The following is a 26,687-nucleotide window of genomic DNA, read 5'->3' as shown; positions in this document are numbered from 1 at the left end:
TGGGGAAGAACAAACAGGGCCGCGCTTGACCTCGGCTTCCAACAGCCTGCCCGAAAAAGCGGCCTCCTGTCCGTCCGGAGGAGCCTCACAGCCCCTCCGGACAAGCACTCTAAGCCAAATCCATCAATACAAGCCCGGCCATGACGTGGCAGAGGATAGAAACGGAGCGCTCAATTCCCGCGCCCCAAGCTCTCATCCTGAGGGGATTGCCTCAGCAATCCGTCTCGAGATCCCGGACGATGTCTGGGCACGATGTCCGGGCACGAGGGCGCCTCCCGTGCGCTCTGGACGATCCTTCGAGACGCAGCTGCGCTGCTCCTCAGGATGAGGGTGGAGATCGGCAAGAAAGACGTGGGGGCGAGACAAGCCCGGCCATGACGGTGCGGGTGTTCATCCCCTCTCCCAACCGGGAGAGGGAGAGACGCCGTGCGTTTACCGTATCGAGATGGCTGTCACGGGCCCACCATGACGGGAAATACTCACGGGAGAGACATGTGCGAGAGACCATCCCGCGATCCGGCATCGCCTTCTTTTGCACCGGCGATGACGCGCCATTGACAGCCCTTCCGCTCTCCCGCATCCAAACACCATGTCCTCACCATCGACCGTTCGAACCTCCGGCGACTATCACGCCGACCGCCGTTACGAATATGCTCGCGCGGCCTTCGAAGAGCGCGACTTCGAGGCCGCGGCCGATCTCGCCCGGCAGGTGCTCGAACTCGCACCGAACTTTGTGGCCGCCCATGCCATGCTGGGGCGCTCGCTCGCCGAACTCGGAGGGCGGGAGGAAGCGGTGGCAGCCCTGCGTCAGGCTCTCTCCTTGGAGCCCAAGGACGCGCTGGGCGTGCGGCTTGATCTCGCCAGGCTCGGGGCGCTTGCGCCCGACGAGGCGATCACCGACGGCTATGTGCGGGCGCTGTTCGACGATTACGCACCGAAGTTCGACCAGCACCTGACCAAAAGCCTCGCTTATCGCGGCCCGGAACTGATCGCCGACGCGCTGCGCCGGGCCTGTTCCAAGCAAATCCGGGAGCACCGGTTCGGGCAAATCCTCGATCTCGGCTGCGGCACCGGCCTGATGGCGCAGGAACTCGCCGGGTTCTGCGCCGCCATCGAGGGCGTCGATCTCTCGCCGCGCATGCTGGAGAAGGCCGAGAGGACGGAGCTCTACGATGCCTTGCACGAAGGCGAACTCGTTGCTTTCCTGAGCGGGCGCGGGACGGGCGAAGCCGATCTCGTCGTGGCGGCCGACGTGCTCGTCTACATGGCGGCGCTCGATGCGGTTTTCCGGGAGGCGCATCGGGTGTTGAACCCCAAGGGCCTCTTCGCCTTCACCGTTCAGGCCCATGAAGGCGATGGCTATATTCTCGGCGACGATGCCCGATACGCTCACGGCGAGCCTTACCTTCACCGGCTCGCGGACAGCCTAGGGTTCACACCCGTCGTCTTCGAGCCCGTCTCGACCCGGGAGGATCGCGGCGTGCCGGTGCCCGGGTTTCTGGTGGTGCTGCAGCGCTGAAGATTAACCATGCCATACCCTCTGTCCTCATCCTGAGGAGCCGCTGAAAGCGGCATCTCGAAGGATGATCCAGCGTTCTCTGGAACCTCCTTCGAGACGGTCGCTGCGCGACCTCCTCAGGATGAGGTGTGAGTTGTTCGGGCAGGCCTCTCGGAATGACGTCGTGCGTGAAAGAGGTCTACTGCGCCGGCGTCGAGGGATGCGGCGCGCTCTCGTAGCAGCCCATCACCGACTGGTCGAAATCGATCACCGAGCCGGTCATCATGCCGGATTCCGAACTGCACAGGAACGCCACGGCGCGCGCTACTTCCTTCGGTTCCAGCAGGCGCCCGAAGGGCTGCTCCTTCATGGCTTTCTCCAGCCATCCGTCCTGGGCGCCGTGATAAAGCCGAATGATCCGGTCCTCGCCCGGCGTGTTCATCCAGCCGATGTTCAAGGCGTTCACGCGGATGCGCCAGGGCATGAGGCTGAAGGCGGCGTTCTTGGTGAGGGTGGCGAGCGCGCCCTTCGAGCCGCTATAGGCGGTGATGAAGGGCTGGCCGCCATGGGCCGACATGGACAGGATGTTGACCATCGCGCCTTCGATCTTCTCGCGCCGCATAATCTTGGCGGCCTCCTGCATCAGGAAGAAAGGTGCGCGCACATTGACCGCGAACATGCGGTCGAACAGCTCGGGGCTGGTGTCGAAGATCGTGCCGCGGTCGGTGATGCCGGCCGCGTTCACCAGCGCGTCGACGCGCCCGAAGACGCTGTCCGCCCGTGCCGTGACCTGACGCGCCTCGTCGACGCTCTCGAGATCGGCCTGCACGAATTCCGTATGGCACCCTTGCCCTGAAATTTCGCGCGCAACGGCGTGCCCGCGCTCGGCGTTGCGGCCGCAGATCACGAGCCCCTTGGCGCCACGTTCGGCGAAGGTGCGGGCGATGGCCTCACCGAGCCCCTGCGTACCTCCCGTGACGACGGCGACGGCGTTCTGAAATTGGAAGTCGTCCGACATGGCGTTTTGCCTTTTCATTCTCGTTGTTGGCGTCGTCCAAGCTGAAATGATCCGACGGGAGTTGGCAAGCTGTCATTGAGAGGCGTTCACACCAAGGTCTGGCTCGCCAATCAATGTAAGTTTATTTCTTAAACTCGGGAAGTCTCTGGCGAAAGGCCCGGCGCACCTTATGTTCAGGATCCATGTCGCAAGCCTCCCTTCTCCCGAAAATCTTCCGTAACTGGTTCAAGAGCCGAGGCTGGGCGCCGCGCGAGCACCAGCTCGACCTTCTCGCCAAGGCCCGGCAGGGGCGTTCCGTTCTGCTCGTAGCGCCCACCGGGGCGGGCAAGACGCTCGCGGGGTTCCTGCCGAGCCTGGTGGAACTGGCCGAGAGGGGACCGGGCCGGGGCACGGCCAAGGACAGGCGGGGGCTGCACACCCTCTACATCTCGCCGCTCAAGGCCCTCGCCACCGACATCGCCCGCAATCTCGAAAACCCCGTGGAGGAGATGGGGCTGCCCATCCGCATCGAGACGCGGACGGGCGATACGCCCTCCCACAAGCGGGCGCGGCAGATCGAGCGACCGCCGGACATCCTGCTGACCACGCCGGAGCAACTGGCGCTCCTGCTCGCCCATGCGGAGGCGCGGGAGTTCTTCAAGGGCCTGCGTCGCGTGGTGCTGGACGAGCTGCATTCCCTCGTCACCTCGAAGCGCGGCGACCTGCTGTCGCTGGGCTTGGCAAGGCTCATGGCCATCGCCCCGGAGGCGACCACCGTGGGCCTGTCGGCGACGGTGCGCGAGCCGGACGATCTGAGAAGGTATCTGGTGGCGCAGCGCTCCACCTCCCCCTTGAGGGGGGAGGTCGCACCGCAGGTGTGGGAGGGGGTGGGAGGCGCGACCTCATTGGCGTTGGAGCTGCCACCCCACCCCGGAGCGCTCACGCGCTCCGACCCTCCCCCACCAAAGTCGGATGTTTCCGACTTTGGAAAACAAGGGCGGATCTCGGGAATACCCGAGATCCGAGGGGAGGGTGAAGAAGCGCTCGCCGACCTCGTCGTGGTCCAGGGCGGCGCGCAGCCTGATATCCGCATGCTCGAACTCGACGAGCGCCTGCCGCTTGCCGGCCACACGGCCTCGCTGTCGATGCCGGCCATCTACGACCTGATCCGCGCGCACAAGACCACGCTCGTCTTCGTCAACACGCGCCTGCAGGCGGAATACACGTTCCAGGAACTCTGGAAGCTCAACGACGACAACCTCGCCATCGCACTCCACCATGGCTCGCTCGACGTGTCGCAGCGCCGCCGCGTGGAAGAGGCGATGGCGGCGGGGAAATTGAAAGCCGTCGTGTGCACCGCGACTCTCGATCTCGGCATCGACTGGGGCGATGTGGACCTGGTGGTGAATGTGGGCGCGCCGAAGGGGGCGTCGCGCATCATGCAGCGCATCGGCCGCTCGAACCATCGCATGGACGAGCCGTCGGAAGCCTATCTGGTGCCGGCGAACCGCTTCGAGATTCTCGAATGCCGCGCGGCGCTCGATGCCGTGCACGAAGCGGCGCAGGATACGCCGGATGCGCGCATCGGCGCGCTCGACGTGCTCTGCCAGCACATCCTCGGCATGGCCTGCGCCGAGCCGTTCAAGCTTGATGAACTCTACGAGGAGGTGCGGTCCGCCGCGCCGTATGCGGGTTTGACCTGGGAGGATTTCGAGGCCTGCGTGGCCTTCGTCGCGACAGGAGGTTACGCCCTTCGTGCATACGAACGCTTCGCCAAGATCGTGAAGGGCAAGGATGATCTGTGGCGCGTGCGCGATGCGAAGGTCGCGCAGCAATACCGGCTGAATGTCGGCACCATCGTCGAATCCAGCATGATCAAGGTGCGGCTCGGCAAGAGCACGCGCTCGCGTCCGGGGACGGTGCTGCCGCGCGGGCGAATTCTCGGCGAGATCGAGGAGTACTTCGCCGAGACGCTCACACCGGGCGATACGTTCCTGTTCGCCGGCGAGGTGCTGCGCTTCGAGGGCATATCCGAGGACGAGGTGCTCGTGACGCGGGCCGGCTCCGGCACCGATCCGATGATCCCGTCCTACGAGGGCGGCAAGTTTCCACTCTCGACCTTTCTCGCCGCGCGCGTGCGGGCGATCCTGGCCGATCCGTTCGAATGGGACCGCCTGCCGCAACAGATGACGGAATGGCTCCTGCAGCAGCGCCGCCGTTCCATCGTGCCCGGGCCGCGCGACCTGCTGGTCGAGACCTTTCCGCGCGGCAACCGCTTCTACATGACCTGCTTTCCCTTCGAGGGACGGCTCGCTCACCAGACCCTCGGCATGCTTCTGACCCGCCGCCTGGAACGGGCGAAGCTCAAGCCGCTCGGATTCGTGGCCAACGATTACGGCATCGCGATCTATGCCTCGGGCGACATCGCGGCCCGCGCCGGGCGCGACCCGACCTTCCTGGACGATCTCTTTTCGGAGGACATGCTCGGCGACGACCTGGAGGATTGGCTCGCCGAGTCGGCCCTCATGAAGCGCACCTTCCGCCAATGCGCCGTGATCGCCGGGCTCATCGAGCGCCGCTTTCCGGGCGAGAAGAAGACCGGCCGGCAGGTCACCATCTCGACCGATCTCGTCTACGACGTGCTGCGCAAGCACGAGCCCGATCACGTGCTGCTGCGCGCCGCGCGGGCGGATGCGGCAACGGGACTCCTCGACGTGAGACGCCTCGGCATGATGTTAGAGCGCATCCGGGGGCGAATCATCCACAAGCCGCTCGACCGGGTTTCTCCCTTGAGCGTGTCCGTCATGCTGGAGATCGGCCGCGAGCGCGTCTATAGCGACAATGCGGACGAAATTCTGGCCGAGGCGGAAGCGGCGCTTCTCGACGAGGCTTTGGCGTGACGGCATTGCTTAAGAACAAACAGACAACGCACGAGATCGAGCTTTCCGGGCAGCCGGCGCTCCTCGACCTGACGGGGGCGATGTATCTGCCGGACCAGGATACGCTGCTCGTGGCCGATCTCCATTTCGAGAAGGGTTCGTCGTTCGCCCGGCGCGGCATGATGCTGCCGCCCTACGACACCCGCGAGACGCTGGTCGCGCTCTCCGACGCGGTGTTCCGCTTCGACCCGAAGACCGTGATTGCGCTCGGCGACAGCTTCCACGACATCGGCGGGCCGGACCGGCTCGGGACTGAGGAACGCACGACGCTCGGCGACGTGCAGAAGGGGCGCGCGTGGATCTGGGTCACGGGCAATCACGACCGCATCCTGCCCGACAGCATCGGCGGGCAGGTGGTCGAGGAGATGGCGCTCGGATCCCTGACTCTCCGCCATGAGCCGGCCTCGGGAGAGCAGGCGGAAATCGCCGGCCACCTGCATCCGGTCGGCAAAGTGGTGATGCGCGGCCGCGCCACCCGTCGGCGCTGCTTTCTGACCGACGGCAAGCGCTGCGTCATGCCGGCGCTCGGCGCCTATGCGGGCGGGCTGAACGCCTGCGATACCGCCTTCAAGCCGCTCTTCCCACAGGGCTTCACCGCGCATCTCATCGGCACCGAGCGCATCTTCGCCATCGCCCGGGCGATGCTCTGCCGGGATTGAGCTGAGCAGTTGTCGTCTTTTGCTGTCATGGCCGGGCTTGTCCCGGCCATCTTGATGAGGGAAAGCGCCGCAGCACCCCACCTGTCATCCCCGGCGGCCGCAGGCCGGGAAGGGGATCCACTGACACGCCCGGAGCTATGGATTCCCTTCCCCTCCGCTGATGCTCTGGCCGGGAATGACACCGTAGAGCCTCAATTCATCACGATCACCGGCACAAGGCCGGTGATGACGTGAGGGAGCTGATACTTAACCCACAGACCTGCGCTATCCGTTGACGTCCTTCCTGAATGACAGGAGTTATTCCGCCGTCTTCACCACGGGCGCCTCGGAGAACCGCGCCTGCCGTGGTGCGAGCTCGTGGCCCTGTGCTTGAGTGAGAAGGCCGTAAAGCTCCGGCCGCCGACCTCTGATCCAGCGCCGGCCTGTGGCGAGCGGCAAGAGACCGAGGTCGAGATCGGCCACCACGAGGGCGTCCTGCGCCTTCCAGGTCTCGTCGATGATGCGGCCGTAGCAGTCGATGATCATGGCGTTGCCGGTGCGCACCTCGCCGTCATCCTCGCCGACCCCATTGGAAAAGAGCAGGAAATAGCCGTTGTCGTGGGCGCGGGCGGGCAGCCACCGCAGCAGCCATTCGCGCCCTTTCGGCCCGCGGAACTCGGCTTCGATCGCCTCAGGATCGCGATGGCGGTTGTCCCATAGGGCAGGGTCGATGAGGCCCATGGCCTGGGGGCTGCGCGAATGGCAGCCGCCGGTCTGATGCGGCGCCATGACGATGTCGGCGCCCAGAAGGGCGGTGGCGCGGGCGTTCTCCACGAGGTTGTTGTCCCAGCAGATGAGAACGCCGACCTTCACGCCGAAGGGAGTGTCGAAGACCGTGTAGCTGTCGCCGCTGGCGATGTCGTCGCTCTCGAAGGCATGGAGCTTGCGGTGGCGGTGAACCTGTCCGTCGGGCAGGCAGACCACGTAGGTGTTGAACAGGCGCCCGTCGTCTCCGCGCTCGATCAGTCCGACGCCGATGGCCATGTCGTGGTGCTTCGAGAGTTCGAGGATGGCTTGCGTGGAAGGACCCGACGGCACGGGCTCCGCAAGCTGCTCCAGCCTCTCGCGTCCCAGGTTGCGAACGTGCCAGTACCCGGTGAGGCACATCTCCGGAAAGGCCAGGATCTTGACCTGCGCCTCGGCGGCTTCCCAGGCGAAGCGCTCCACCACCGACATGTTGTAGCTCTTGTCGTCCGCCTTGTGATGGAACTGAACCGTTCCGCACCGGAGCATCATGGTGCACCCCCTCGTTCTTGCCGTCGGCAGGATTGCCTGCCTGTCCTGCGGCGTAAAGGGGGATGCGCGGCTTTCAATCCCGCCGGAAGATCGTGCTGGCGAGCCAGCCGAAGAAGAGCGCGATCACGGCCGTCGTCAGGCCGTAGGCCAGGGACCAGTCGCGGGCGATGACGCCGACCTGTTCCTCGAAGCCGGTCTTGACGAGCTCGAAATGAGTCTGCGTGCGGGCCAGGATCACGGTGTCGGCAAAGAGCGTCACGTCGACGTCGTAATTGCCCGGCGGGGCCGTTGCCGGCAGCGCAATGGCGGCGCGGAAGATCTCTGGCGTCAGGAACGTGACGCCGCGCCCGTCTTCCAGATAGAGGCCTTCCTCGGATTTAAGCCGGTACAGCGCATCCCGGAACGGCTGATCCGCGCCGCTGCGCGCGAGGGTGAAATCACCGGAATTGATGACGGCGCTCAGACCGATCTTCTGGCGCTGGCGCAGCTGATCGCTCGTGATCTCCGCGATGGGCTGGGAGCTGAGGACGTTCAGGTAGGACGGAGCGGTCGGAAACTTCTGCTGATCCTGATTGATCCAGACGGGTCCGAGCCGCTCCTTCTCGCGAACGGTGAGGAACTGGCGTGGGCCGCGAACGGTCACGACGATGTCGTAGCCCGTCGCCCTGGCAATCGTCTGCGCGTCCCGCTCGATGGCACCGAACACGGCGATCTGCGTGCCCGTATAGTTCGAGTTGATCAGGACCCGGTGGTTCGACAGCGAGGTGATCAGGGTTTCCGCGTGGGCGCAGACCATCGTGCCGAGAAGGATCAGGAGGGCGCCGGCGAGCCTCACGTGCGCACCTCCTGCACCGTGATGGAGAACGGCTCCTCCGGCTTCATCACGAGTTCCAGGCCGAAGCGCAGGCCGACCGCCAGCAGCAGGATGGCCAGCAGGAAGCGGAACAGCTCCGCCCGCAGGTGGCGGCCCATGCGCGCGCCGAACTGCGCGCCGAACACGCCGCCGACGATGAGCAGGATCGCCAGGACCATGTCGACGGCCTGGTTCGTGACCGCATGGAGGATGAGAGCCACGAGGGTGGTGCAGACGATCTGGAACTGGGACGTGCCCACGACCACGTTGGTCGGCACCCGGAAGATGTAGAGCAGGGCAGGCACCACGATGAAGCCGCCGCCGATGCCCAGCAGCGCACCGGCAAAGCCGATGAACAGCGACAGCCCGACGATCGGGATGATGCTCACATAGAGCTTGGACCGGTAGAAGCGCATGCGCAGGGGCCAGCCGAGATAGGGCGCATGCTCGCCGGCCCTACGCCGCGGGCGCACCGCGCCGCCCTTCCGGCGGCTCCAGAATTCCCTGATGCTCTCCTTGAGCATCAGGCTGCCCACGATGGTGAACAGCGTCACGTAGGAAACGACGATGACGAGATCGAGCTGGCCGGCCCGCCGCGCCGCCGCGAAGAACCACACGCCCAGGACCGAGCCGACGAATCCTCCCGCGACCAGGATGGCGCCGAGCTTGTGGTCGAGGGCATTGCGGCGCAGCGCGCCGAGCACGCTCGTGGTGGAGGAGGCGACGATCTGCGCCGATTGGGTCGCCACCGCGACCGCCGGGGGAATGCCGAGGAAGATCAGGAGCGGCGTCATCAGGAAGCCGCCGCCGATCCCGAAAAGACCTGAAATGAAGCCTACCGCCGCACCCATCCCCAGGATGAGAAGAACGCTCACAGGCATCTCGGCGATCGGCAAATAGATTTGCACCCCGGTTCCCCCACTGGCCGGTGCAGCCATGTCGTTGTTACAGCATCATGCAGGCGATGTAATGCTCTTGTTCTGAATGGAAGATGACAAAGCCCGCTTGCGTCAACTCCGGTTGCCCGCGGTTCGATCCAGAGCGGCGGCCTGGCCCGGGGCGACGACCGGCGGCTTGTTCGCGACAGGGTCGGCGGCCCTCGGGCGCCAGAGTTCGAGGGCCGCCTTGGCGGCCTTGATCTCGGCCTGGCTCAGGAGCACGGCGATCTCTTCGCGCTTCTGCGCGGCTTCCGGGTCGCCCTGGTCCGCCGCGATGGAGAACCATTGGTAGGCCTTCGAGCGATCCGGCTTTGCCCCGATGCCGCGGGCGAGCAGGATGCCCAGATTGTACTGGCTGTCCCGCAGGCCGTATTCCGCAGCCTCCGCGTACCAGCGAAGGGCGGCGGCGTAATCCGGCTTGCCGTTCTTGCCCGAGGCGAGAACGGTGGCGAGGTTGTGCATGGCGCGGATGTTGCCGCCCAGGGCCGCGCGCTCGTACCAGAAGGCCGCCTGCTTGAGATCGAGCGGAACGCCCTCTCCCTTCTCATGCATCATGGCGAGCCGCTCCTGGGCCGGAGGCAAGCCCGCCTGGGAAACACGCTCGAAGAGACGGGCGGCAGTTCTCATGTCCTGGACCATGCCGCGTCCTTCCGCGGCCCGGGACGCGATCTCGTAGAGCGCCGCCGCATCGCCGGACAGAGCCGCGTGCTGCAGCGATGCCGGCGTATCGACCGGAATGCCGTCGATGGTCGCGGGATCGACGAGAAATTGCCCGGCCGGCAGGGGACTCGCGGGAATGGATCCCGTGGCGAGGCTGGACGACTGGAAGAGATTCGCTTCGTCGGCCGGAGAGGTTTTGCCGGCCTCGTCGGCGCGCTTTTCCGGCACGGGTTGCGCCGTCTCCTGCACGCTCGCCGGCGTCAGCGAGATGTCCTGCAGATTCTGGGTGACAGACAGAATCTGGTAGGTGCCGGCGGCCAGGATCAGGAAGGCGAGTCCGAAGAGGAGCGGACGGCGGCGGCTGTCGAGGGTCCGGCGCAGACGCTCGAAGAAGGACGACGGAGGAGACAGGGGCTCGTCGGATTCCGGCTCTTCCGCATCGGCGAGTTCCGCCTCCCAGGACGAAGGGGCCGGGATGGACGGCGGCTGTTCCGGGGCCGTGTTCTGGACGGCGCGTCTCGCCGCGGCGATGAAGTTGGCGCGCACGTTCCCGAAATCGGGTTCATGGGCCACGTCCGGAGCCTGCGCCATGGACGATTCCCGAGGCGCGATGTCGAGGCTCGGTGGGGCGGTCTCTTCGATCTGGGTGAGAGTGGCGGCATGGAGCCTGCGCACGGCGGCTTCCAGGCGATCCGCCGGCGGCAAGGGTTCGGCAGCCGGGGCGGACGCCGTTTTGCCGGTGATGGAGACCGTGCTCTCGTTCGGCAGACGGGAGACGAGCGATTCCAGGGCGTCGTGAACGGCGCGCAGGGTTTCCTGGGTCTTCCTGTCGGAGCGGCTGTGCAGCGCCTTCAGCTCGACGAAGCCATGCTTGATCGCATCGAAATCGCCCGTCTCCGGCAGGGAGGGGCGAATGTCGTTCAGCACGGTTCGGGCGGCGCGTTCGGCAATGCCGACCGCCTCTTCCCGAAGATCTTTGAGATGGCCCGTGGCCTCTGTCAGGGCCGCGTGCAGAGCCTCGCCGGGCATCTGCTCGAAGCGCTCGGACAGGGTTCTGATCTGCCGCTCGAGGGAATCGAGACCCGCAGGGTGAGGCGGCGTCCGCTCGAGCTTTTCGCCGATGGTGCGAAGCATCTGCGCCATGTCGGCGGCGTCGGTCTGCCGGCCGAGTTCACGCAGTTCCTGCTCGATGCGGTCGAAGCGGCGCATCAGAGGCTCGTGGGAGGAGTTATCCCGTTCGGCAACGGCTTCGATCCGCGAGGACAGCCGCTCGATCGTCCCGGTCAGCGTATCTGCGGCGCCGACGCGGCCCTCCGATAGGTTCGCCATCCGCTCGGTCAGCAGCGCGAGCTGCTCGCTGATCGGCGCGAGATCGGTCGAGACGGGGTCCGGGCGGCGGACGAGGGCGTCGATACGCCGGCTCAAGGTCTCCAACTGCTCGGGAACCTTGCTCGTCTCCTGCGCGGTGGCGGTGACGTAGAGGGCCGAACAGACATCGTCCAGGGACGTCTTCAGCGCGGTAAAATCGCTCCTGTTCACCTGATGGAGGCGAAGCTCAGAAACCTGGCGGCTGATCGTCCCGATCTCGTCGGAGAGCCGGGCGATCAGCTGCGGTTCGGCCCGATGCGCCAGATCCTGGCGCATGTCGACGATCTGGCCGCTGAGGAAGTCGACGACGGAGCGGTCGATGCCCGTGGCGGCCAATGCATCGATCTTTCCCTTGATATGGTCGATCTCGCGGCCGATGCGCCGGAGCAGGCCTTCGCTCACCTCCTCCGACAGGGACTGGACCTGTTCGTAGAGAACGGTGATCGAGTTGGCGAGGGTGCGCAGATCCTTCGTCGTCGGTCCCTGTTCCAGCTCCTTGCTGATGGAGCCGAGGGCCGCATCGAGAGCCGCGATCTCGTCGTGGGTCGCTAAACTTTCAATGCCGGTGCGCAACCCGTCGATCTCGGTCCGGATGACTTCGACGGCTGAGTCCCAGATCGGCTGGGGCTGTTCGAGATGCGAGGCGAGGCGGGACATGTCCGCCCGCAGGCCGGTCAGCGTCTCCGAAACGGGAGCGAGCGCCTTGAGCGCGGCCTCCATGGGAAATTCGATACGTGGAGGAGCGGCCCGCTCCGAGGTCACCTGCCGTTCGACCGAGTCGATGCGGTTCTTCAGGGAGGATAGGGCGTCGGACAGCACGGCGGCGATACGGTCCTGCTGGTCGGCAGAGCTCCGGGTAGCCTCGTTCAAGCGGATTTCGGCCTGCTCGATCCAGTTGGCCATGGATTCGAGCGCAATCGCCGTCTGCGCGGCCTGGTCCTTGGCCTGGCGCTCCCTCTCCTGGGCCACGGCCGCCATCAGGGCTTCGTAATCCGGTCCGGGTTGGGAGCGAGGCGAAGGAGATACCCGGGGGATTACGCTGTCGAGGTCGCTCCCGGCCTTCCGTTGGGGGAATGCCGGCTTGCCCTGTGCCTGTTCGAGCACGGAGGCGGTCCATTCCTCGAGGCTCATGCCGGCCCGTCTGGCCGCAGCGACGATTAGCTCGCGGGCATTGAGGTCCAGGTCGTCAGGTCTCGAGAAGACGGATCGTCTCATGATGCGGCTCGCGGGGCTACGCGTGAACTGATCCGGCTGGCACGGCCCCGTACCGGTGCTCGCCTGACAGGCCCGGGCCGGAAAGAGGCGAATCACGCCACTCCCAAACCCTTTGCCTGACGTCGCAACTTTTGTCCGTCGTAGTAAAAAACTCGTTAAGGCGAGGGAGTTAGCGGCGACGGTATCAGGGCTTAGTCAAATAACGTTACGTCATCTGCGGCGAGGTCCGCTCTTTGCCTCTGCGGAACACGACCGACGCAATACTCTTGCAAGATAACAAATAAGTGTATTATTATTTCGTTACGAAGGGATAGGTGCGTCGCACGGATTCTCTGACAATATCAAGAATGGGGCATTCCATGAATCAGTTTATAGGCACTCCGACTGCCGGCGAGACCGGAGACGGTGCAAAATTCTATACGATCGGCGATCTCGCGCGTGAGTTCGGAGTGACGCTGCGGACCCTGCGCTTCTATGAAGATCGCGGCCTTCTGTCCCCGCGCCGGGACGGAACGGCCCGCATCTACGATGCCCGGGACCGCGAGCGTCTCTCCGTCATCCTCAAGGGCAAGCAGCTCGGCTTCACCCTCACCGAGATCCGCGCCATGGTAGCCGAAGAGCGGTCGGGCAGCGGGGCCGCCATGAACCTCCAGCTCTCTCTCGATCAGGTCGAGAGCCAGATTCAGCATCTCGAGCAGCAGAAGAAAGAGATCGAAGAAGCGCTCGCCGAACTCCAGGCGCGTCGCGCCGGTCTCGCAGCGGCCGCCTGAACAGCGGCGCCTTCCTCAGGTTTAGTCTTTCAGGGCGTCCATTCGAGAGCAGGTGACATACCTGCTGCCGGGTGGGCGTTGCTGGTTGTCCGGAGTGAGCTTGGCGGAAAGCCACCTTCGGCGCTTCCACCAAAGATTTCCCACCCTACCTCTTTCCAAAACGGCCGTATAGTTTATATGTGAACTATATCTTCGGCCGGTGCGGATCCTTTTGGATATTCTGCACCGGCGTCCGATCTGGGAGAGTCCGAATGCCGGTCTACAAGGCCCCCGTCGAAGACGTCATGTTCCTTTTGAACGACGTGTTCCCGATTGAGCGGTACAACAACCTGCCCGGTTTCGCCGATGCGACGCCCGACATGGTGGAGGCCATCCTCTCTGAGGGCGCCAAGCTGTGCGAGGAGGAGTTCGGGCCCCTGAACCAGTCCGGCGATCAGGAGGGTTGCACCCGCAACCCGGACGGATCGGTGACGACCCCGAAGGGTTTCAAGGCGGCCTATGAAGCCTATGCGTCCGGGGGCTGGATGGGGTTGTCGGTGCCGGAGGAATATGGCGGGCAGGGGCTCCCCTCCGTCCTCAACACCATCATGCAGGAATTCATCTCCTCGGCGAACCTGGCGCTCGGCATGTATCCGGGCCTGACGCAAGGAGCCATCGCGGCGCTCCTTGTGCATGGGACCGAGGAGCAGAAGAAGACCTATCTGCCGAAGATGGTGCAAGGGGCCTGGACCGGCACCATGAACCTCACCGAGCCCCATTGCGGCACGGATCTGGGCCTGCTCAAGACCAAGGCGGTTCCGAACGGCGACGGCTCGTATGCCATCTCCGGCACCAAGATCTTCATCTCCGCCGGCGAGCACGACATGGCGGAGAACATCGTCCATCTGGTGCTCGCCCGCATCGAAGGGGCACCGGCCGGCACCAAGGGAATCTCGCTGTTCGTGGTGCCGAAGTTCCTCGTCAACGAGGACGGCTCGCTCGGCGATCGCAACGGCGTTTCCTGCGGCTCCATCGAGCACAAGATGGGCATCCACGGCAACGCCACCTGCGTGATGAACTACGATGGCGCGAAAGGCTGGCTCGTCGGCGACGCGAATCGCGGCCTCAATGCGATGTTCGTGATGATGAACGAGGCGCGGCTCGCGGTCGGCGTCCAGGGTCTGTCGCAGTCGGAGGTCGCTTATCAGAACGCCGTAGCCTACGCCAAGGATCGTCTGCAGGGCCGCTCGCTCACGGGTGCGAAGTTCCCCGACAAACCGGCCGATCCGATCATCGTGCACCCGGACGTGCGCCGCACGCTTCTCTCGATCAAGGCCTTCAACGAGGCGGCGCGGGCGCTCGTCGTCTGGACGGGCCTCAACAGCGACATCGCGCATCGCTCGTCGGACGATGCGCAGCGCCAGACCGCCGAGGACTACATGGGCCTGATGACGCCCGTGGTGAAAGGCGTGCTCACCGATCTCGGCTTCGACAATGCGGTCAAGGCGCAGCAGATGTTCGGCGGCCACGGCTATATCGAGGAATGGGGTATGTCGCAGTTCGTGCGCGATGCCCGCATCGCCATGATCTACGAGGGCGCCAACGGCATCCAGGCCATGGATCTCGTCGGCCGCAAGCTCGGCAAGGATGGCGGACGGGCCGTCATGGCCTTCTTCAACGAGGTCGGAGCCTTCTGCCAGGAGAATGCCGGCGACGAGAGCCTGAAGACTTACATCGCCCCCCTGCAGCAGGGCCTCGGCCATCTGCAGCAGGCAACCATGTGGTTCATGCAGAACGCCATGGCGAAGCCCGATAATGCAGGTGCCGGCGCCACCGACTACATGCACCTCTTCGGCCTCGTGGCCCTGGGATACATGTGGGCCAGGATGGCCAAGGCCGCGCAGGCCAGGAAGGCGCAAGGCAATGGCGTCGCCGCCAAGATGGATGCGAAGCTGCTCACGGGCCGCTTCTTCATGGAACGCCTGATGCCCGAGACCGGGATGCGCCTCGCGCGCATTTCCGCCGGTTCGGACACGACCATGGCGCTGCCGATGGAAGCCTTCTGACCGAACAAGTGTCATCCCGGCCGGAGCGAAGCGAAGAGCCGGGATCGCATGATGAATGAAACGCTGAATTCTGAAGACGATCCCGGGTCGCGCTTCGCTTGCCCGGGATGACGCACAATAACTTTGGGAGGCCGCCATGGCTGATGCCTTTATCTACGACGCCGTTCGCACGCCACGCGGGCGCGGCAAGCCGGATGGCTCATTGCACGAGGTTCCGGCGGTCGATCTCGCCGTGACGACGCTCGACGCCATCCGCAAGCGCAACGATCTCGATCCGATGCTGGTGGAGGACGTGGTGCTCGGCTGCGTCGATCCTGTCGGCGAGGCAGGCGGCGACATCGCGCGCGCGGCCGCATTGAAGGCGGGCTTCGGCAAGGAAGTGCCAGGCGTCCAGATCAACCGCTTCTGTGCCTCGGGCCTCGACGCGGTGAATTTCGCCGCCGCGCAGGTCATGTCGGGCATGAAGGACATCGCCATCGGCGGCGGCGTCGAATCCATGAGCCGCATCGGCATGGGCGCGTCGGGCGGCGCATGGCCGGTCGATCCGGGCCTCGCCATTCCCACATATTTTCTTCCGCAGGGCATCTCGGCGGATCTGATCGCGACGAAGTATGGCTTCTCGCGCGACGACGTGGACGCCTATGCGGTCGAGTCGCAGAAGCGCGCCGCGAAAGCTTGGGACGAGGGACGCTTCGCCAAATCCGTCGTGCCGGTGAAGGACGTCAACGGCATCACGATCCTGGCCAAGGACGAGCACATGCGGCCGCAGACCGACATGCAGTCGCTCGGCCAGTTGAAAGCCGCCTTCGTGCAGATGGGCGAGATGGGCGGTTTCGACGCGGTCGCCATCGCGGCTCATCCGGACGTTGAAACCGTCAACCATGTGCATCACGCCGGCAATTCGTCGGGCATTGTGGATGGCGCCGCGGCCGTGCTCGTGGGCTCGCAGGAGGGCGGCGCGAAGATGGGCCTGAAGCCCCGCGCGCGCCTCAAGGGTTTCGCCTCCATCGGCTCCGACCTCGCGCTCATGCTCACCGGCCCCATCGACGTGTCGGAACTGGCTTTGCGCAAGGCCGGCATGACAAAGGACGACATCGATCTCTTCGAAATCAATGAAGCCTTCTCGTCCGTGGTGCTGCGCTACATGCAGGCCCTGGATCTCGACCCGGCGAAGGTCAACGTCAATGGTGGTGCCATCGCCATGGGCCATCCGCTTGGCGCCACCGGTGCCATGATCCTGGGCACGGTGCTCGATGAGCTCGAGCGCACGAACAAGCAGACGGCTCTGATCACGCTGTGCGTCGCCGCAGGTATGGGCACGGCTGCGATCATCGAGCGGGTTTAGCCCAAGGCGTTATCCCGGGGCCGCGAAGCGGAACCCGGGATCGTAGGACAAGAAATCGGATCACGATCCCGGATCTTCGCTACGCTTCGTCCGGGATGACGAGAACCCTCTGGGGAGGACGAGATGAACTTCACCAATTTCCGCTTCGAGGTCGATGCTGACGGTGTCGCGCTTGCGACCTGGGACATGCCCGGCCGCTCCATGAACGTGATCACGCCCGAGGTGATGGGCGAGCTGGAACGGATCATCGAGACGGTCGCCGGCGACGAGGCCATCAAGGGCTGCGTCATCACCTCCGGCAAGGAGGCCTTCTCCGGTGGAGCCGACCTCACCATGCTCCAGGGGCTCGGCGCCGAATATGGGCGTCTTGCGAAGGAGAAGGGCGAAGAGACCGCAATGCAGTTCTTCTTCGAGGAATCGCGCAAACTCTCGCTGCTCTACCGCCGCCTCGAAACGAGCGGCAAGCCGTTCGCCGCAGCCATTCATGGCGTGTGTCTCGGCGGGGCTTTCGAGCTGGCGCTCGCCTGCCATTTCCGGGTTCTCTCTGACGCGGACGCCACCCGCGTCGGTCTGCCCGAGGTGAAGGTCGGGCTCTTTCCGGGGGCCGGCGGCACGCAGCGCGTGGCGCGTCTCATGCAGACGGGCGATGCCCTGCAGATGCTGCTCAAGGGCGAGCAGCTCCGTCCGCTCATGGCACGCAACATGGGCCTCGTTCATGCGGTCGCGCCGCGCGATGAGATCGTGCGGGCGGCGAAGGATTGGATCAAGCAAGGCGGCTCCGCCGTCGCACCCTGGGACCAGAAGGGTTACAAGCTACCCTCCAACAAGGTCTATTCCGCCGCCGGCATGCAGATCTGGCCGCCGGCGAACGCCATCTACCGTCGGGAGACGCAGGACAATTACCCGGCGATCCGCGCGATCCTCGAATCCGTCTATCAGGGCCTTCAGCTGCCGATGGATCTGGCGCTCAAGGTGGAATCGCGCTGGTTCGCCAAGATCCTGCGCTCGAAGGAAGCAGCCGCGATGATCCGCACGCTCTTCATCTCCATGCAGGATCTCAACAAGGGTGCCCGCCGCCCCAAGGATGTGCCGCCGACCAGCTTAAAGAAGGTCGGAATCGTCGGCGCGGGCTTCATGGGCGCGAGCGTGGCCTATGTCACGGCCAATGCGGGCCTCGATGTTGTGCTCATCGATCGCGACACGGAAGCCGCCGAAAAGGGCAAGGCGCATTCGCACAAGCTCATGTCGGACCAGATCATGAAGGGCCGCGCCAAGACGGCCGATCGCGATGCGCTGCTGTCCCGCATCACGCCTTCCGCCGATTACAGCGCTCTTGCCGATTGCGATCTCGTCATCGAGGCGGTGTTCGAGGATCCCAAGGTCAAGGCCGAGGTGATCGAGAAGGTGGAGGCGGCGATCCGGCCGGATTGCATCTTCGCGTCCAACACGTCGACCCTGCCGATCTCGGGTCTCGCCAGGCAATCGAAAAGGCCCGGCCAGTTCATCGGCATCCATTTCTTCTCACCCGTCGAGAAGATGATGCTGGTCGAGATCATCATGGGCAAGGAGACGGGCGACAAGGCGCTCGCCACCGCGCTCGATTATGTACGCCTGATCAAGAAGACGCCGATCGTCGTCAACGATTCCCGCGGCTTCTTCGCCAATCGCTGCGTGCTCGCCTACATTCTCGAAGGCCACCTCATGTTCACCGAGGGGCTGCCGGCGGCCATGATCGAGCAGGCGGGCAAGCAGGCGGGCATGCCGGTCGGTCCGCTCTCGCTCAACGACGAGGTCGGCGTCGACCTTGGCCTCAAGATCCTGCGCGCCACGAAGGCGCAGCTGGGCGAGGGGTCGATCATTCCACAGCAGGAAGAGCTGCTCACCACGCTGGTGGAGAAGGAAGGTCGCCTCGGCCGCAAGAACCGTAAAGGCTTCTACGACTATCCGGAAGGCGGGCAGAAGCGCCTCTGGCCGGGCCTGAAAGACCTTCAGGCGAAGCACGTGGAGGCTGAACTGGTCGACATGCAGGAGCTGAAGCAGCGCCTGCTCGTCACGCAGGCCCTGGAGGCTGCGCGCACCTTCGAGGAGGGCGTGATCACCGATCCGCGCGAGGCGGATGTAGGCTCCATCCTGGGCTTCGGCTTCGCACCCTATACGGGAGGTGCGCTCTCCTACATCGACTTCATGGGCGCGAAGGCCTTCGTGGAACTGTGCCGGAGGCTGCAGGCCAAGCACGGCGACCGGTTCGCACCGCCGAAGACCCTGCTCGACATGGCAGCCTCCGGCGACACGTTCTACGGCCGCACCGGAGCGAAGAAGGCGGCTTGAAAGTCAATGCTCCTCGTCATCACCGGCCTTGTGCCGGTGATCCCGATTTGAGAGGCGCCGAGCATTTCCGATCGAGATGGCCGGCACAAGGCCGGCCATGACGTGAAAGAGAGAGAAGTGGAAGCTTGGCCAATGTTCTTTCACGCCACATGACGTAAGATCGGGCAGAACGTTAGGAGCCATTCCATGAAACCGCACTTTGCCATGATGGCGGGCTACAATGCATGGTGCAACGAGCGCATCTATGACGTCGCCGCGCAGCTCTCCGACGCGGATTACCGCGCGGATCGCGGGGCGTTCTTCAAATCGGTCCACGGCACGCTGAACCATCTCCTCGTCACGGACCGGATCTGGCTGAAGCGCTTCACCGGACAGGGCGAGGCGCCGAACCGGCTCGATGCGATCCTGTTCGAGAACTTCGATGACCTTCGGAACGCGCGGCGGAAGGAGGACGAACGGATCGTCGCCTACATCGGCAGCCTGTCCGAGGCCGATCTCGCAGATCGCATCCGCTACAAGACGATCACAAACCCGGCGGAGATCGAGCAGCCGCTCGCACCGGCCCTGGCTCATCTCTTCAATCATCAGACGCACCATCGCGGGCAGGTGCATGGCCTGCTGACGGGCTTCGGCCTCGATGCGCCTTCCCTCGACCTGATCCTGTTCCAGCGCCAGACCGGAATGGGCCTGGCATGAATCTGTGGCTGCGCGTCCTTCACCTGATCATCGCTTCGCTCTTTCGGCCGAGGCTCGATCCGGTGCGAGACGTGTCGCGCCTGACGTACCGAGTCTGGCCGCACGACCTCGACACCTCGCTTCACATGAACAACGGGCGCTACTGGACGCTCATGGATCTCGGCCGTTCCGACATCATGATTCGCTCCGGCCTGTGGCGGCCCATCCTCAGGCATGGCTGGGTGCCGGTGGTGGGGGCGGGGCAGATCCGGTTCCGGCGAGAGCTCAGGCCCTTCCGCCCCTTCACCCTCGAGACGCGCATCCTCACCTGGTCCGACAGCCATGTGGTGATGGAGCACCGGCTGGTCTCGACAGCCCGGGACGGCAGCCGCATCCTCAACGCTATCGCCCTTGTCCGGGCCGGGATCTATGACCGCCAGGAGAGGAGCTTCGTGTCGATGAGCCGCCTGCTCGAAGAGGTCGGCATCCAGGAGAAGGCGCCTGCCGCGTCGGCGGAGGTCCAAGCTTTCCTCATGGCCGAAGAGGCGTTGAAGAGCGCCGCCTGATGGTCCAAGGTGGGGCACCGTTTCAGCTACCGGCGAACCGAACCCATGCCCCGTACCATCGATTACTACTTCTCCCTCGTGAGTCCCTGGGCCTATATCGGCCACGCGCCCTTCATGGAGGTCGCGCAGAAGCACGGGGTCGAAGTCAATTTCAAACCCGTCTTTCTCGGCCGGGTCTTCTCGGAAACCGGGGGCCTGCCGCTCGCCCAGCGTCATCCGGCGCGACAACGCTACCGGATCGTGGAACTGCAGCGCTGGCGCGAGAAGCGCGGCTTGACCTTCAACATCAATCCGAAGCACTGGCCCTTCGACGTGAACCTCGCCGACCGCTTCGTCATCGCGATCACGGCCTCCGGCAGGAGCCCGGATGCCTTTCTGCGCCGGGCCTTCGCGGGCATTTGGGAGCAGGAGCGGGACCTGAGCGATCCGCTGGTCCTGTCCGAACTCGCGGAGCAGGCGGGGCTCGACTCGTCGGCTCTCATGGATGTGGTAACCGGCAGCACCACGGAGGCGATCTATGCCCTCAACCTCGAAAACGCCGTCGCGGGCGATGTTTTCGGTTCGCCGGCCTATGTGCTCGACGGCGAGGTGTTCTGGGGACAGGACCGGCTCGAACTGCTCGACGATGCGCTGAGCTCCGGACGCGCGCCCTATATGCCGAACCCCTGACAGTCCCATGAAAAATGCAACCATCGGCCTTATCGGCGGCATGAGCTGGGAAAGCTCCGCCGAGTATTATCGCATCATCAATCAGGAGATGAATCGGCGCCTCGGCGGCGTGCACTCGGCGCAATGCCTGATGTATTCCGTCGACTTCGAAGACATCAAGCGGCTGCAGCACGAGGGAGATTGGGACAGCCTCGCACAGGCGATGAAGGACGCCGCTCTGCGCCTGGAACGCGGTGGCGCGGACTTCATCGTCCTGTGCACCAACACCATGCACCGTCTCGCCGAAGCGATCCCGTCGGTCGTGAGCATTCCGCTGCTCCACATCGCGGATCCCACGGCCGACAGGATCAAGGCTGCGGGCTTGCAGCGCATCGGCCTCCTCGGCACGGCCTTCACCATGGAGCAGGATTTCTACAAGGGCCGCCTGATTGAGCGCCATGAGCTCGACGTGATCGTGCCGGACGAGGCGGACCGGCGGATCGGGCACGAGATCATCTACAAGGAGCTTGTGCTCGGAACCATCCGGCCGGAATCGCGGCAGGCCTATCGCGAAATCATCGCGCGGTTGATCGAGCGTGGTGCGCAAGGCATCATTCTCGGTTGCACTGAGATCATGCTGCTGGTTTCCGAAGAGGACAGCGCCGTCCCGCTGTTCGACACCACGACGCTCCACGCGGTGGCGGCGGTGGATGAAGCGCTGCGCTCCAGCCGGGAATGACGCCTTAACGTCCTTACACCCTTCGACGTCATGGCCAGGCTTGTGCCGGCCATCCAGATATTGTGAGACGCCGCGCTTTGAGCAATCGAGATCACCGGAACGAGGCCGGTGATGACATGCGGGGGGGTGACCTACTCCGCCGCGACCTTCGTAGCGCGCCACTGCGTCAGCAGGGCTCGCAACGCCGCAGGCTTCAGCGGCTTGTTGAGCACGTGGATGTTCATCGCGGCTGCCGCGTCGCGCACGGCGGGCGTGCGGTCGGCGGTCACGAGGACGGCCGGCGTATCGACCTGCGTCTTCCAGCGAAGGGCCTTGATCAGTTCGAGGCCGTCGGTGTCGTCCAGGTGATAATCGGCGATGATGACTTCGGGCAGGGCCCTGTGCGTTCTCAGGGCCTGGTGGGCGGTCTCCAGATCGGATGCCGTCCAGGTGTCACAGCCCCAGCCCGAGAGAAGCAGGCGCATGCCTTCGAGGATGGCGGGTTCGTTGTCGATCACGAGCACGCGCAGGCCCGACAGCACCGTCGCGGCTGGCTTCGGCGCTTCCGGCGCGGCGGCCGTGGCCGGAAGAGCCGCCACCACCGGCACCTCGACCCGGAACACGGAGCCGCGTCCCACGTCCGAGTTCAGCGTGATCGGATGCTTGAGCACGCGGCCGATGCGCTCGACGATGGAGAGGCCGAGGCCCAAGCCCCGCGCGGCCTTCATGCCCTGATCGAGGCGCTGGAACTCGCGGAACACGATGCGCTGCTTCGAGGCCGGAATGCCGAGGCCCGTGTCCCACACCTCCAGCACGAGATGGCCGCCACGCCGGCGCGCGCCGACGATCACCCGGCCCGACGGCGTGTACTTGATGGCGTTGGAAATCAGGTTCTGCAGCAGGCGCCGCATGAGACGCCGGTCGGAGCGAACGGTCAGCGAGGAGGGCACGAAGGCGAGCTTCAGGCCCTTGTTGCGGGCAACCGGTTCGAACTCGCGCTGGAGCTGGCGGAACAGCTCGTCGATACGGAAGCTCGACCATTGCGGCTTCATGGCGCCCGTATCGAGACGCGAGATGTCGAGGATGGCGGTCAGGATCTCCTCGACCGCATCGAGCGACGCGTCGATGTTCTCGGCCAGCGTCGCGTCGCCGGCTTCGCGATCCCGCTCCACGAGAGAGACCGCGTACAGACGCGCCGCGTTGAGCGGCTGGAGAATGTCGTGCGAGGCGGCGGCGAGAAAGCGGGTCTTCGAGATGTTCGCCTCGTCGGCCTCGGCCTTCGCGCCGCGCAAGGCTTCGTTGAGCCGCGTCAGTTCTTCGGTTCTCTCGCGGACCCGCTGCTCCAGGGTCTCGTTCGCGCGGCGGCTCGCCTCTTCCGCCAGAACGGTTTCGGTCACGTCGGTGTAGGTGGTCACGTGGCCGCCGTCGGGCAGCAGGTTCGAGCGGATCTCGATGACCTTGCCGGAGGGAAAGAGCTTGAGCCGCACCGGCTCCACATCGTGGCGGAAGGAGTGCAGGCGGGCTTCGACGAGCTCGTCGATCCTGCCCGGCCCATAGGATCCGCGCGAGGCATTATAGTGAACGATGCGCTCCATGCTGATGCCCACGTGAACGAAGTTGGGCGGCATGTCGTAGAGATCGATGAAAGCCTGGTTCCAGGCCAGCAGGCGCAGGTCGCTGTCGAGAACGGTGATGCCCTGCTTGGCGTAGTTGAGCGCATGCTGGAGAAGGTCGCGACTGTGCTGGATGGCCGCGGAGGCGTCGTCGAGCAGCTTGAGGGCCGCTTCCGTCGACACGGTGCGACGGCGCAACAGCAGCGACAGCGCGAGGCGGGACGATGCCGTGCCGATGGCGGAGGCCAACAGGTGTTCCGCATAGCGCAGAAGATGGACGTCGGCTTCGGCGCGGGGTTCCAGGTTCTGTCCGCGGCTGTGGGTGAAGCCTTCGAAGGAGCGGGTCGTGCGCTCCTCGCCGAGATAGCGCGCGACGGTGGCGCGCAGTTCGCCAACGGTCACGCTGGCGCGGAATAGACGGAAGCTCGGTGTCGCGGAGGCGGCGGCCTCGCCCAGGAAGACATTGGCCTGAATCTGTTCCATCGCGGTCACCGGCCGCCAGAGCGAGAAGCCGATATAGCAGAGGATGTTGAGCGTCAGGCTCCAGACGACTCCGTGGGTGAGCTGCGGCAGGTCGACACCGAACAGCGACGTGGGCTTCAGAGCCGCGATGCCGAATGGACCCGTGACGACAACGTCGGACCAGAACACGCCATCCCAGACGAGACTTGGAAGGAGAAGCGTATAGGCCCAGGTGAGAAAGCCGACGATCAACCCGATGCTGGCACCGAGAGCCGTGCCGCGGGACCAGATGAGACCGCCGAGAAAGGCCGGTGCGACCTGCGCGATGGCGGCGAAGGACAACAGCCCGATGGCGGCCAGCGCCGCCTCTCCGGAGGCCCGGTAATAGGCATAGCCGAGGAGGATGACGAGGACGATGGAGATGCGCCTCACGCCGATCACGAAATTGCCGGGATCGATGCCCGCGAAGGCGCGCCGCCGCAGGACGATCGGCATGACGAGGTGGTTCGAGATCATCACCGCCACGGCGACGGAGTCGACGATGACCATGGCGGTCGCCGCCGAGAAGCCGCCGAGGAAGGCGAGAACCGCGATGACTCCTGCCTTGTCCGAGAGCGGCAGGGCGAGAAGGATCATGTCGCGATCGACCGCGCCTTCGGGAAATGAGGCAAGGCCCGCAAGGGCGATGGGGATCACGAATAGGTTGATGAGAAGCAGGTAGAGCGGAAACAGCCAGGCGGCACGCTTCAGATCCGCGATGTCGTGGTTCTCGACCACGGTCACATGGAACTGGCGCGGCAGGAGAAGGGCCGCACAGCTGGAGAGCAGGATGAGCGTGATGTAGCTGCCGAACCCCGAGGTCCGGTTCATCAACTCCGCAGTGGTGCCCTGTGCATGGAGCTTCTGCACGATGGCGTCGTAGCCATCGAACATCACGAAGGTGATGTAGCCGCCGACCACCAGGAAGGCGACGAGCTTCACCACCGATTCCAGGGAGATCGCCAGAAGAAGGCCGTTCTGGTGCTCGGTCGCATCCGTGTGGCGGGTGCCGAAGGCGACGGCGAAACCCGCCAGCACGAGGGCGACCACGAGAGCGAGGTCTCCGATGAAGGGAGGCTTCATCAGGTAGGTCTCGTTGGCGGCCGTCAGGAAGACGTCGAGAGAAGACGAGACGGCTTTCAGCTGCAGGGCGATGTAGGGAATGGAGCCCACAAGCGCGATCAGGCTGACGAGGGCCGCGACCCGCTCGCTCTTGCCGTAGCGGGCGGCGACGAAATCGGCGATGGAGGAAATGTTCTGCGTCTTCGCCACCCGCACGACGCGGGCGACCAACGGATAGCCCAGGCCGATCACGAGGATCGGGCCGATATAGATCGCCAGGAAGTCGAACCCGGAATGGCTCGCAAGTCCCACCGATCCGAAGAAGGTCCAGGACGTGCAATAGACCGCGAGAGCAAGGGCCGCGATGGTGGAGCGGGCAGGGCCCTGAATGAAGCGCCGTCCGCCATTGTCGCCCCAATGGGCCACGGTGAACAGAAAGCAGAGATAAACCAGCGCGGACAGCACGACGGCCCAGGTGGCGACCATAGGCTCAACCCTCGAAAGCAAACACGGGATAGCTTTAGCGACTTACGGATATGAACGCCACCACGGGAGGTGTCACAGGCCCCGGTCCCATTCCGGCTCGGGGCCGAAGCGTCCGGCCAGGAACGCCACGAAGGCGCGGACCTTGGCCGGAGCCTGCCGACCCGAAGGCAGGACCGCATGGATGGCGGGTTCGTAGGTCGGATAGGCGGTCAGGACCGGAACGAGGCTGCCGTCGCGCAGGCTGTCGCCGACGATGAAGGTGGGCTGGTAGATCAATCCTTGTCCCGCAACGGCCGCAGCCAGGAGGGCATCGCCGTTATTGGCCCGCAGATTGCCCTGGATCGGCACCGATAACTCGCCGTCGAGCCCGAAGGTCCAGCGGCTCGCCCCGATGGCGCTCGGCAGGGTATAGCCGAGGCAATTGTGCCCGGCGAGATCCTCCAGGCTCCGTGGGGTACCATGGTCCTTCAGGTAGGCCGGCGAGGCGCAGACCATGGTCCGGCAGGCGGCGAGCCGCCGTGCCACGAGGCTCGAATCCTTCAGGCGTCCGATCCGGATCGCCAGATCCCATCCTTCCTCGATGAGGTCGACATAGCGGTCCGCGAGCCCCAGGTCGAAGGACACGGCGGGGTAAAGCCGGCTGAACTCCGCAAGCGCCGGGACGACCTGCCGGAAGCCGAAGGTGAGGGGAACGTTCAGCCGCAGCGTGCCACGAGGCTCGATACGGTCGAGGCTTGCGGAGGCCTCCGCCTCCTCGATCTCGGCGAGGATGCGCTCGCAGGCCGCGAGGTAGGCCCGGCCCTCCTCGGTCAGCACCAGCTTGCGGGTGGACCGGTGCAGCAGCTTGACGCCGAGCCGTTCCTCAATGGCCGCCACGTGCTTCGTCACCATGGTCTGCGAGAGATGGAGAGCCCTTGCCGCCGCCGAAAAGCTGCCGAGCGTGGCGACACGGACGAAGACCTGCATCCCGGTGACGCGATCGAGCATGTGATGACCTCACTCTAAAAGTGTGAAGTGATATTCCAATTACGGTCTTATCACATCAGAGGTTTGAGATCATATGAGAAGCTCATTTAGGAGATCTTCCATGATCGATACCCGTACTGCTCCCTATGCCGCCCTGATCCTGCGCATCACGCTCGGCCTCGTCTTTCTCGCCCATGCCGGCCTCAAGGTCTTCGTGTTCACGCCGGCCGGCGCGGCCCAGTTCTTCGGCAGCCTCGGCCTGCCTCCGGCCCTGGCCTACCTGACCATCGCGGCCGAGACGGCCGGTGGCATCGCCCTTCTCCTGGGCCTTTACACCCGCTGGGTCTCCCTGGCCCTGATCCCGATCCTGCTCGGCGCCATCGCGTTCGTCCACGGCCCGGCAGGCTTCTTCTTCAACAATCCGAATGGCGGCTGGGAATATCTCGCGTTCTGGATCGCGGCGCTCGTGGCGCAGGCTCTCCTGGGCGACGGCGCCCTTGCGGTGCGGACCGGGTCGGCCAAGACTGCCCCCGTGTTGTCCACGCGTTCAGCCTGAGGCACG

General features: G+C 64.9%; 19 protein-coding genes. 12 read left to right on the top strand and 7 right to left on the bottom strand.

What is annotated here, in order from left to right:
• Positions 1–589: 589 nt before the first annotated feature.
• Complete coding sequence (locus AB4097_RS09255; RefSeq protein WP_442038712.1) at positions 590–1,519, top strand: methyltransferase domain-containing protein; 930 nt, start codon at positions 590–592, stop codon at positions 1,517–1,519.
• 178 nt (positions 1,520–1,697) lie between these two features.
• On the opposite strand, the gene AB4097_RS09250 is transcribed toward AB4097_RS09255, so the two are convergent.
• On the bottom strand, positions 1,698–2,516 hold the full coding sequence (locus AB4097_RS09250) for an SDR family oxidoreductase (RefSeq protein ID WP_442038710.1): 819 nt from the start codon (positions 2,514–2,516) through the stop codon (positions 1,698–1,700).
• Positions 2,517–2,698: 182 nt separating this feature from the next.
• Here AB4097_RS09250 and AB4097_RS09245 point away from each other — a divergent pair, with 182 nt between their 5' ends.
• A complete protein-coding gene (locus AB4097_RS09245; RefSeq protein ID WP_442038708.1) occupies positions 2,699–5,395 on the top strand; it encodes a ligase-associated DNA damage response DEXH box helicase in 2,697 nt (898 codons plus the stop codon).
• Positions 5,392–6,093, top strand: a complete 702-nt coding sequence (gene pdeM / locus AB4097_RS09240) for a ligase-associated DNA damage response endonuclease PdeM (RefSeq protein WP_442038706.1) — start codon at positions 5,392–5,394, stop codon at positions 6,091–6,093. The genes AB4097_RS09245 and pdeM overlap by 4 nt, the downstream gene beginning before the upstream one ends.
• A gap of 297 nt (positions 6,094–6,390) precedes the next feature.
• Here pdeM and AB4097_RS09235 read toward each other — a convergent pair whose 3' ends face one another.
• The 4 genes from AB4097_RS09235 to AB4097_RS09220 all read right to left on the bottom strand — a co-directional run bounded on the left by AB4097_RS09235 (position 6,391) and on the right by AB4097_RS09220 (position 12,402).
• Complete coding sequence (locus AB4097_RS09235) at positions 6,391–7,368, bottom strand: nitrilase family protein (protein ID WP_442038704.1); 978 nt, start codon at positions 7,366–7,368, stop codon at positions 6,391–6,393.
• A 73-nt stretch (positions 7,369–7,441) separates the two neighbouring features.
• Positions 7,442–8,203, bottom strand: a complete 762-nt coding sequence (locus tag AB4097_RS09230) for a TIGR02186 family protein (RefSeq protein ID WP_442038702.1) — start codon at positions 8,201–8,203, stop codon at positions 7,442–7,444.
• Positions 8,200–9,129 carry a sulfite exporter TauE/SafE family protein gene (locus AB4097_RS09225; protein WP_442038700.1) on the bottom strand — a complete coding sequence of 310 codons (930 nt, stop codon included), beginning with the start codon at positions 9,127–9,129 and terminating at the stop codon, positions 8,200–8,202. The genes AB4097_RS09230 and AB4097_RS09225 overlap by 4 nt, the downstream gene beginning before the upstream one ends.
• A gap of 102 nt (positions 9,130–9,231) precedes the next feature.
• Positions 9,232–12,402 (bottom strand): hypothetical protein, encoded by a 3,171-nt coding sequence (locus AB4097_RS09220; RefSeq protein ID WP_442038698.1) that lies wholly within the window; start codon positions 12,400–12,402, stop codon positions 9,232–9,234.
• Between the two features lie 359 nt (positions 12,403–12,761).
• Here AB4097_RS09220 and AB4097_RS09215 point away from each other — a divergent pair, with 359 nt between their 5' ends.
• The 8 genes from AB4097_RS09215 to AB4097_RS09180 all read left to right on the top strand — a co-directional run bounded on the left by AB4097_RS09215 (position 12,762) and on the right by AB4097_RS09180 (position 21,518).
• Positions 12,762–13,172: a MerR family transcriptional regulator gene (locus AB4097_RS09215; RefSeq protein ID WP_442038696.1), complete on the top strand. Its 411-nt coding sequence runs from the start codon at positions 12,762–12,764 to the stop codon at positions 13,170–13,172.
• A gap of 251 nt (positions 13,173–13,423) precedes the next feature.
• Entirely contained in the window at positions 13,424–15,217 is a 1,794-nt protein-coding gene (locus AB4097_RS09210; RefSeq protein WP_442038694.1) for an acyl-CoA dehydrogenase C-terminal domain-containing protein, read from the top strand.
• Between the two features lie 136 nt (positions 15,218–15,353).
• Positions 15,354–16,562 (top strand): acetyl-CoA C-acetyltransferase, encoded by a 1,209-nt coding sequence (locus AB4097_RS09205; protein WP_442038692.1) that lies wholly within the window; start codon positions 15,354–15,356, stop codon positions 16,560–16,562.
• A 123-nt stretch (positions 16,563–16,685) separates the two neighbouring features.
• Positions 16,686–18,890 carry an FAD-dependent oxidoreductase gene (locus tag AB4097_RS09200; protein WP_442038690.1) on the top strand — a complete coding sequence of 735 codons (2,205 nt, stop codon included), beginning with the start codon at positions 16,686–16,688 and terminating at the stop codon, positions 18,888–18,890.
• Positions 18,891–19,076: 186 nt separating this feature from the next.
• Positions 19,077–19,586, top strand: coding sequence for a DinB family protein (locus AB4097_RS09195; RefSeq protein WP_442038688.1), 510 nt, complete (start codon positions 19,077–19,079; stop codon positions 19,584–19,586).
• Complete coding sequence (locus tag AB4097_RS09190) at positions 19,583–20,131, top strand: thioesterase family protein (RefSeq protein ID WP_442038686.1); 549 nt, start codon at positions 19,583–19,585, stop codon at positions 20,129–20,131. Before AB4097_RS09195 ends, AB4097_RS09190 begins: the two co-directional genes overlap by 4 nt.
• A 45-nt stretch (positions 20,132–20,176) precedes the next feature.
• Positions 20,177–20,800, top strand: a complete 624-nt coding sequence (locus AB4097_RS09185) for a 2-hydroxychromene-2-carboxylate isomerase (RefSeq protein WP_442038684.1) — start codon at positions 20,177–20,179, stop codon at positions 20,798–20,800.
• Positions 20,801–20,807: 7 nt separating this feature from the next.
• Entirely contained in the window at positions 20,808–21,518 is a 711-nt protein-coding gene (locus AB4097_RS09180) for an aspartate/glutamate racemase family protein (protein ID WP_442038682.1), read from the top strand.
• A 131-nt stretch (positions 21,519–21,649) separates the two neighbouring features.
• On the opposite strand, the gene AB4097_RS09175 is transcribed toward AB4097_RS09180, so the two are convergent.
• Both AB4097_RS09175 and AB4097_RS09170 read right to left on the bottom strand, forming a co-directional pair.
• Positions 21,650–25,159 (bottom strand): NahK/ErcS family hybrid sensor histidine kinase/response regulator, encoded by a 3,510-nt coding sequence (locus tag AB4097_RS09175; protein WP_442038680.1) that lies wholly within the window; start codon positions 25,157–25,159, stop codon positions 21,650–21,652.
• A 72-nt stretch (positions 25,160–25,231) separates the two neighbouring features.
• Positions 25,232–26,146, bottom strand: a complete 915-nt coding sequence (locus AB4097_RS09170) for a LysR family transcriptional regulator (protein WP_442038678.1) — start codon at positions 26,144–26,146, stop codon at positions 25,232–25,234.
• 100 nt (positions 26,147–26,246) lie between these two features.
• Here AB4097_RS09170 and AB4097_RS09165 point away from each other — a divergent pair, with 100 nt between their 5' ends.
• Positions 26,247–26,681 carry a DoxX family protein gene (locus tag AB4097_RS09165; protein ID WP_442038676.1) on the top strand — a complete coding sequence of 145 codons (435 nt, stop codon included), beginning with the start codon at positions 26,247–26,249 and terminating at the stop codon, positions 26,679–26,681.
• Positions 26,682–26,687 lie beyond the last annotated feature (6 nt).

It is taken from the genome of Microvirga sp. 2MCAF35 (genome assembly GCF_052115545.1).
GTDB lineage: Bacteria > Pseudomonadota > Alphaproteobacteria > Rhizobiales > Beijerinckiaceae > Microvirga.
This window is presented reverse-complemented; position numbering and strand designations above follow the sequence as displayed.